The following is a 7,161-nucleotide window of genomic DNA, read 5'->3' on the forward strand; positions in this document are numbered from 1 at the left end:
CGGAGGCCACCGACTCGCACCCGGCGGCCAGCAGCGGCGCGACCAGCTCGGGGACGGTGCCCCGGGCCCGGTCGACGCCGGCCAGCTCTACCAGCCACACGCCGTCCTCGAAGGGCCCCGGCGCCGGGCGGGAGGCGGGCGGCGGCCGTGCGGCCTCCAGGGCGAGGCTCGTCTTCCCGACGCCGCCGGGACCGGTGAGGGTGACCAGGCGGTGCCCGGCCAGCAGCGCGCGGACCTCCGCGACCGCGTCCGCGCGGCCGACCAGCCCGGTGAGCCGGGCGGGCAGGTTCGTGGACGGCGGGGCGGGCGCCGGGTCGAGCTCGGGGTCCTGCCGGAGAATCGCCTGGTGGAGCGCGCCCAGCTCGGGCCCGGGGTCGAGGCCGAGCTCGTCGGCCAGCCGCTCGCGCAGGTCGGCGTACCCGGCGAGCGCGTCGGCCTGCCGGCCCGACCGGTACAGGGCCCGCAGGTGGACGGCGCGGAGCCGCTCGCGCAGCGGGTGCAGCCGGACCAGCCCGGCCAGGTCCGCGGCGAGGGCGGCGTGCTCGCCGAGCTCCAGCCGGGCCTCGGCGCGCTCCTCCTGCGCGGCGAGCCGGTCCTCCTCCAGCCGCGCGATCGCCGGGCGGGCGAACTCAGTGCCGGCGAAGTCGGCGTAGGCGGGGCCGCGCCACAGGTCCAGGGCCTCGCCGAGCAGGACGGCCCGCGACCGCGCGTCGCCGGCCGCGCGCGCCTCGGCGAGCAGCGCGTGGAAACGGGCCGCGTCCACGAAGTCGTCCACGGCGTCGTCCGCAGTGTCGTCCACGGCGTCGTCCACGGGGCGCAGCAGGTAGCCCGGACGCCGCGACACGACCAGCGCGCGCCCGCCCGGCTCGGCGTCCTCCAGCGCCTTGCGGAGCTGGGACACGCGGGTCTGCAGGGTCGCGGCGGGGTTGCGGGGGAGCCGGTCGCCCTCCCACAGATCGTCGATGAGCCGGTCGGCGGGCACGACGCGTCCCTCGTGGGCGAGGAGGTCGGCCAGGAGCGCCCGGACCTTGCGGTCGGGGATCCGCACGGGCCGCCCGTCCCCCGCCCAAACCGCCAGCGGGCCGAGCACCCCGAATCGCATAGCCGCAGGCTAGCCGAGTCGCGACGGTCCAAAGGGGATCTGGAGGAGACCTGAAGTGGCACCGGGCACCGTGGGGGCATGACATCGACCGGGACCCCCCGCCACGCGATCGCCCGCGAGATCCGCCTCGCCTCCCGCCCGTCCGGAGAGCCCACCGCCGGGAACTTCCAGCTGACCGAGACCGAGATCCCCGACCTCGCCGACGGGCAGATCCTCGTCCGCAACACCTGGATGTCGGTCGACCCCTACATGCGCGGGCGGATGAACGACGTCCCGTCACCGGTCATGCCGCCGTTCGCGCTCGGCGAGCCGCTCGACGGGTCGGCGGTCGGCGAGGTCGTCGCCTCGCGCTCGGCGGACGTCCCGGTCGGCGCGGAGGTCGCCCATTTCCTCGGCTGGCGCGACTACGCCGTCGTGGACGCCGCCGAGGCCGCGGTGATCGACACCTCGGTGGCGCCCGCGTCCGCCCACCTCGGGCCGCTCGGCCCCACCGGACTGACCGCCTACGTGGCGGTGAAGGAGGCCGCGCGGGTCGGGGACGGCGACGTCGTGTACGTGTCGGCGGCGGCGGGCGCGGTCGGCAGCGTCGCCGGGCAGCTCGCCCGCCGGTTCGGCGCCGCCCGCGTGATTGGGTCCGCCGGCGGGCCGGAGAAGGGCGCGCTGCTGCTGCGCCGCTTCGGCTTCGACGCCGCCCTCGACCACCGCGCCGGGCCGATCGCCGCGCAGCTCGCCGCCGCCGCGCCGGACGGCATCGACGTCTACATCGACAACGTGGGCGGCGACCACCTGGAGGCCGCCATCGGCGCCATGCGGGCCGGGGCGCGCGCCGCGCTGGTCGGCGCGATCAGCGAGTACAACGCGACCGGCCCGGTGCCCGGCCCCGCGAACCTGTTCCGCATCGTCGAGCGGCGGCTCACCCTGCGCGGCGTGCAGGTCAGCGCGCACGAACACCTCCTCCCCGAGTACGCGCGGCAGGCCGCCGGATGGGTCGCCGACGGGTCCCTGCGCTACGAGGAGACCGTCGTGGACGGCCTCGACCGGGCACCGGACGCCCTGATCGGCGTACTGCGCGGCGCGAACACCGGCAAGATGCTCGTCCGCCTCCCCTGAGAGGGCCCTCCGGCGCGCGGTCTTCGCCAGTGTTCACCGCGGAGACCGCGGCTCCGGTGGACGCGGACGCCCTCCGTCCGCTAGAGAGACGTGGTATGACCGCATTGGTACTCGGGCCCCACCTCCGGCACGTGAGCGCTCACACCGCGACGATCTGGGTGGAGACCGATCGCCCGTGCGAGGTCCGCGTCGTCGGCGCCGAGCACGGGCTGGACGCGTCCGCCCGCACGTTCACCGTCCACGGCCACCACTTCGCGCTCGTGGAGATCGGCGGGCTCGACGAGGGCGCGCGGATCCCCTACGAGGTCGTCCTCGACGGCGACACGGCCTGGCCGGAGCCGGACTCGCCGTTCCCGCCCAGCCTGATCCGCACGCTCGCCCCGGAGCGGGGGCTGCGCCTGTCGTTCGGGTCCTGCCGCCGCTCGCCCGGCACGCCCGAACGGTTCGGGCACGACGCGCTCACCGCGTTCGCGCACCGGCTCCGCGGCACCGGCGACCCCGAGTGGCCCGACGTCCTGCTCATGGTCGGCGACCAGGTGTACGCCGACGAGCTGAGCGACGAGATGCGCGCGTTCATCCGCGGCCGCCGCGGCCCGGACGAGCCGCCGGTGGACGAGGCGGCCGACTTCGAGGACTACACCCACCTGTACGTGCTGGCGTGGCGGCACGACCCGGCGGTGCGGTGGCTGCTGTCCACCGTCCCCACCTTCACGATCTTCGATGACCACGACATCCGGGACGACTGGAACACCTCGTTCGCCTGGCGCGAGGAGATGTGGGCGCAGCCGTGGTGGCGCGCCCGCATCACCGGCGGCATCGGCTCGTACTGGATCTACCAGCACCTCGGGAACATGTCCCCGGAGGAGCGCGCGTCCGACGCCGTGTACAAGGCGGTGCGGACGGCGTCCGACGAGGGCGGCGACGGCGGCGCCCTCCTGGACGAGTTCGCCGAACGCGCCGACCGGGAGCCCGCCACCACCCGGTGGAGCTACGCGCACGACTGGGGCGGCACCCGGCTGATCGTCGTCGACAGCCGCTGCTCCCGGCTGCTCACCGCCGACCGCCGCGGCATGCTCGACGACGAGGAGTTCCGCTGGCTCGACCGGCAGTGCCAGGGCGGCATGGACCACCTCCTCATCGCCAGTTCCCTGCCCTACCTGCTGCCGCGGGCGATCCACCACGCCGAGTCGTGGAACGAGGCCGTCGCGGGCGGCGCGTGGGGCCGCCGCGGCGCCGCGCTCGGCGAGAAGATCCGCCAGGCGGCCGACCTGGAGCACTGGGCCGCGTTCGAGCGCTCGTTCCGCGAGGTGGCCGCCGACGTCGTCGCGGTCGGCCGGGGCGAGCGGGGCCCGGCCCCCGCCAGCATCTCGTTCCTGTCCGGCGACATCCACTACTCCTACCTGTCGCGGGTCGTCGCCCCGGACACCGCCTCGGAGATCACCCAGATCGTCTGCTCGCCGCTGCGCAACCCCCTGGTCGGCAAGTTCCAGTGGGCCAACCGGGTCGCCTGCGGGCGCTTCACCGCCGGACCGTTCCGGGCCCTCGCCCGGCTGGCCAAGGTGCCCGCGCCGCCGCTGCGGTGGCGGATGACCGACGGCCCCTGGTTCGACAACGCCATCGCCACGGTGGAGCTGTCCGGCCGCGACTGCCGCGTCCGCTGGGAGACGCCCCGGGACGCGACCTCGCTGACCGCCATGGGACACGCCGCGATCACTCGCTGACCCCCTATGTTCACCGGCCGCATCCCGTAAAGATCATGAGGATGTTCCGGGACGGACCCCGGCGGCTGGTAGCGTCCGCCGCGGCGCCGCTCGTTGTTACCGGGGAGTCGCGAACCCGCGGAGGGTCATGAAAGAGTGGCGAATCGCCGTATTGGCCTACGGGGCTGACGGGCTTCACTACGCTATAGGCGCCCCGGGGTCACTACGCCGGCCCGCATCCCCGAGCGCAGGAAGGCAGGCCGCCGACCATGGTCGCACTCGCCGGCCCTGCCGAGGATCGGGCATCTGGTGAGGCCCCGAGTTGAGGAAGGGCGGTGTCGCATGGATCGCTGCGCGCTGTTCGTAGACGCCGGCTACCTGCTGGCCGACGGCGCCATGGCGGTGCACGGCACCCGCCATCGCGAGACCGTCTCATGGGATTTCGGCGGGCTCCTGCAACTGCTCGGCAACCTCGCGCGAGAACGCACCGGCATGCCCCTGCTGCGCTGTTACTGGTACGAGGCCACCGTCGAGGGCCGCCGCTCCCCCGAGCACGAGGCGCTCGCCGACCTGCCCGGCCTCAAACTGCGGCTCGGCCGGATCCGGCCCGGCCGCCGCGAGGGCGTCGACACCGAGATCCACCGCGACCTCGGCACCCTCGCCCGCAACGGCGCGCTCGCCGACGCGGTCGTCGTCAGCGGTGACGAGGACCTCGCCCAGGTCGTCGCCGACGCCCAGGACCTCGGCGTCCGCGTCACGGTCGTGCACGTCGCCGTCGACGGCAACTGGACGATCTCCCGGGTGCTGCGGCAGGAGTGCGACGACCTCATCGAGATCGGCTCCGGCCACCTGCGCCCGTACGTGAACCTGCTCGCCGGAGTCGAGAGCGCGTCCGGCTCGTCCTCGCTCCCTGCCCTCACGGCCTCGTCGTCGTCCTCGTCGGCCTCGTCCTCGCCCCCGTCGCTCGGTACGGGCAGCGGAACCGGGTCCGGCGCACCGTCCATCCATCCCGTGCTCGCCACCAGCCCGCTGTCGAACGGGCACGGCACCACGAACCCGCTCGGTCCCCTCCAGACGACCGCGCACAACGGGCCCCCGCCCGCGTCCCCGCTCAGCGGCCGGCCGCCGGTCTCGCCCGCCTCGCCCGTCCCGCCGATCACGCCGCCGCCGTCCCCGGCGCCGACCCCGTCCCCGATCCGCGACCTCGGCCCGGCGATGACCGCCGGCACGGGCATGTCGACCGGCCCCGTCCCGCTGCCGGGCGGCGCGCTCGGCTCCTCGTTCGGCAACGGCGCGGCCACCGGCGCCACGCCCTCACCGCTCCAGCCCTCACCGCTCCAGCCCCCGCCGCTCCAGTCGCCGCCGCTCCAGCCCGCGCCGACCTCCGCCTCCTCCACGGCGCCCACGCCGCTGCCGCCGTCCATCGGACCGCAGTACGGCTCGCCGATCCCGGCACCGTCCCCGCCGCCCCCGCCGCAGACACTGCCGTCGAACCAGTCCCAGCCGCTGCCCCTTCCCGCGACGCAGCCGCACGGCCCCTACACCAGCCCGCAGCAGATCTCGCCCGTCCCCGCGCAGCAGAACACCCCCACCCTCGCCGACGCGGTGAAGGCCGCCCACCAGGAGGGCCAGGACTTCGGCGAGTCCGTCGCCCGGGACGCGCCCGCGCTGTGGCTGGAGGCCGTCCTCGCCCGCAAACCGCGCATGCCCTCCGACCTGGAGGCCCGCCTCCTCCAGGGCTCCTCGCTGCCCATCGACTTCCTCCTGCACGACGAGGTGCGGCACGCGCTGCGCCGCGGATTCTGGGACGCCCTCGAACGTTCCCGCAGGTGACCGCCGAACCGACTGACGGGTACGCGTGGGTAATTCACGATCATCATCGATTCGCCCGCTTCGGTCGCCGGCCGGCGGGTAGCGTTGAAGCGTGACGCATGTGACGGAAGACGATCTCGACGATCTGGAGTTCGACACCCTGCGCACCGGCGATCACATCTCCGCGGCCCGCCGGCTGTCCGAGCTGGCCGAGGCGGTGTCGGGCGGGGTGTCGCGGGCGAACGTGCTCCTGCGCGCGGGTGAGCAGTGGCAGCACGCGGGCGACCACGCCCGGGCCGCGGAGCTGTACCGCAGGGCCCTCGACGACGGCGGCGAGGTCTACGGAGACCCGCGCGCCTACCTCGCCGACGCGCTGTTCGAACTCGGCCACGCCGACGAGGCCCGCCGGCTGGTGGCCGAGATCCGCGCCGACGACCCGCGCGACCCGGAGGTCTACCGCGCCGTCGCCGAGGTGCTGTACGCCCAGGGCGACGCGTCCGGCGCGCACGAATGGGCCACCAGCGGCGCCGACGTCGTCCTGTCGCTGCGCGAGCGCGCCGTCGGCACCGGCAACGGCGGCGGCCCCGCCGAGGCCCCGCCCACCGGCGTCGGCACCCTCACCCCGGGCCCCGACGACACCGCCATCGCCGAGGACAGCCTCGAAGCCCTCCTCCGCCTCCGCTACCGCGCCCGCATCGACCTGGGCCGCGCCGAGGACGACTACGACGCCCTCCTGGACGACCTCCTGAAGAACGGCTGAACTTATTCAAGACCGGCCCACTGCGCTCGCCTGGCGGCTCGCTTCGTGACCGTTCTTGGTGCGAGCGCGAATCGCTTCGCGATCTTCCCGGCGGGGCTCGCCTTCGGCGTCGCCCCGCCGCTCAGGCAGCGCGCTCGCGCGACGGCTCAGGTCGTCGCGCCCGGTATGAGCCCACGGAAGGCAGAGGGGCCGCTTACGGCCGTTGCCGCGGCCGTAAGCCTGCGACGTGCTTCAGCCTCACCCGCATGCAGAACCACGCGTCCAGCCTCTCCGGGCTTTGCCTCAAGCGGGCCGGTAGCGCGCTCGCGTGGCGGCTCGGGTCGCCGCTGGGAGGGCGGGGAGGGTGATGGAGCCGCGTGCGGGTGTTGCCGGGGCCGCGAGGCGGGGGTGTGCGTGCTGTCGCGGGTGTGGGGTCTTAGAGGGTCGTTATCAGGGTTGTTAGGGATTGGGCCAGGCTTGTTCGTTCGGGGTGTTCGGTGACCGGCCAGCCTCTTAGGCGGGCCTGCTTGGCTGCCGGGTCGTGGGCGGGTGAGGTGCCGGTGCGCAGGTAGCCGCAGGGGACGTCGGGCCAGTCGGGCGGGACGGGGACCGTGTTCCGTGGCGCATCGTGGCCGTGGTCGTGGCCGTGGTCGCGGAGGCGGGGGAGGTCGGCGTCGACGAAGACGTGGGCGCCGACG

5 protein-coding genes and 1 pseudogene are annotated in these 7,161 nt (G+C 74.8%); 4 read left to right on the forward strand and 2 right to left on the reverse strand.

The window, feature by feature from the left end:
• The coding region (locus E1291_RS37155) for an AfsR/SARP family transcriptional regulator (protein WP_165495478.1) at nt 1-1,102 on the reverse strand (1,102 nt) is incomplete at its 3' end.
• 78 nt (nt 1,103-1,180) lie between these two features.
• On the opposite strand from E1291_RS37155, the gene E1291_RS37160 reads away from it, so the two are divergent.
• The 4 genes from E1291_RS37160 (at nt 1,181) to E1291_RS37175 (ending at nt 6,484) form a co-directional block, all read left to right on the forward strand.
• Nucleotides 1,181-2,212 (forward strand): NADP-dependent oxidoreductase, encoded by a 1,032-nt coding sequence (locus E1291_RS37160; RefSeq protein ID WP_131742739.1) that lies wholly within the window; start codon nt 1,181-1,183, stop codon nt 2,210-2,212.
• Nucleotides 2,213-2,307: 95 nt separating this feature from the next.
• Nucleotides 2,308-3,933: an alkaline phosphatase D family protein gene (locus tag E1291_RS37165; protein ID WP_131742740.1), complete on the forward strand. Its 1,626-nt coding sequence runs from the start codon at nt 2,308-2,310 to the stop codon at nt 3,931-3,933.
• A gap of 321 nt (nt 3,934-4,254) precedes the next feature.
• Complete coding sequence (locus tag E1291_RS37170) at nt 4,255-5,745, forward strand: NYN domain-containing protein (protein WP_131742741.1); 1,491 nt, start codon at nt 4,255-4,257, stop codon at nt 5,743-5,745.
• 91 nt (nt 5,746-5,836) lie between these two features.
• Nucleotides 5,837-6,484 (forward strand): tetratricopeptide repeat protein, encoded by a 648-nt coding sequence (locus E1291_RS37175; protein ID WP_242614617.1) that lies wholly within the window; start codon nt 5,837-5,839, stop codon nt 6,482-6,484.
• 415 nt (nt 6,485-6,899) lie between these two features.
• On the opposite strand, the pseudogene E1291_RS43535 reads toward E1291_RS37175, so the two are convergent.
• A pseudogene (locus tag E1291_RS43535) lies at nt 6,900-7,161 on the reverse strand (hypothetical protein); the annotation flags it as partial.

It is taken from the genome of Actinomadura roseirufa, from assembly GCF_900659635.1.
GTDB lineage: Bacteria > Actinomycetota > Actinomycetes > Streptosporangiales > Streptosporangiaceae > Spirillospora > Spirillospora roseirufa.